The 453-nt window shown below is 59.8% G+C and carries 1 protein-coding gene; it reads right to left on the bottom strand.

Going from position 1 to position 453, the window contains the following annotated elements; genetic code table 11:
* Positions 1–453, bottom strand: a 453-nt coding sequence (locus tag J5M56_RS25265) for an immunoglobulin-like domain-containing protein (protein ID WP_207938092.1), incomplete at both ends; no start/stop codon positions are given.

Here is a 453-nt window from a genome sequence, read left to right on the forward strand (position 1 = left end):
GTCCGTGACAGAAGTTGAAACCGGAGTTTTATCCGCCACCAGATCTTCGAAATTGCCACCGCTCACGCCAGTGATCGAGTTGGTGATCGGAGCGTGGCCGGTCAGTGCATCGTTCGAAGCAACAGCGGTTGCAGTGCCGGTAGTCTGACCGACGCCAATGGTGATGGTCTGGCCGTTAGCAAGCGTCACGACAACTGGCGAGCCGGTGACCGGCGCGCCGACGGTGGCGGTGTAGGTGACAGTGCCGCCTTCAGCCACCGAAGTATCAGCCGTCAATTTGACGGTCGAGGTATCGATGGTGTCGGTGACTGTCGTCACCGCTGGAGCAGTGCTCGGTACCAGGTTTTCGAAATTGCCACCGGTAGCGCTAGTGATCGTCGCCTGCACGGAACCAGCATCTTTGTAGACGTCATCGGACGGGGCCGGAACGGTTGCGGTGCCGGTTGTTTCGCC

This window comes from Pseudomonas sp. 51_B (assembly GCF_017491595.1).
In the GTDB taxonomy this organism is placed as follows: domain Bacteria; phylum Pseudomonadota; class Gammaproteobacteria; order Pseudomonadales; family Pseudomonadaceae; genus Aquipseudomonas; species Aquipseudomonas promysalinigenes.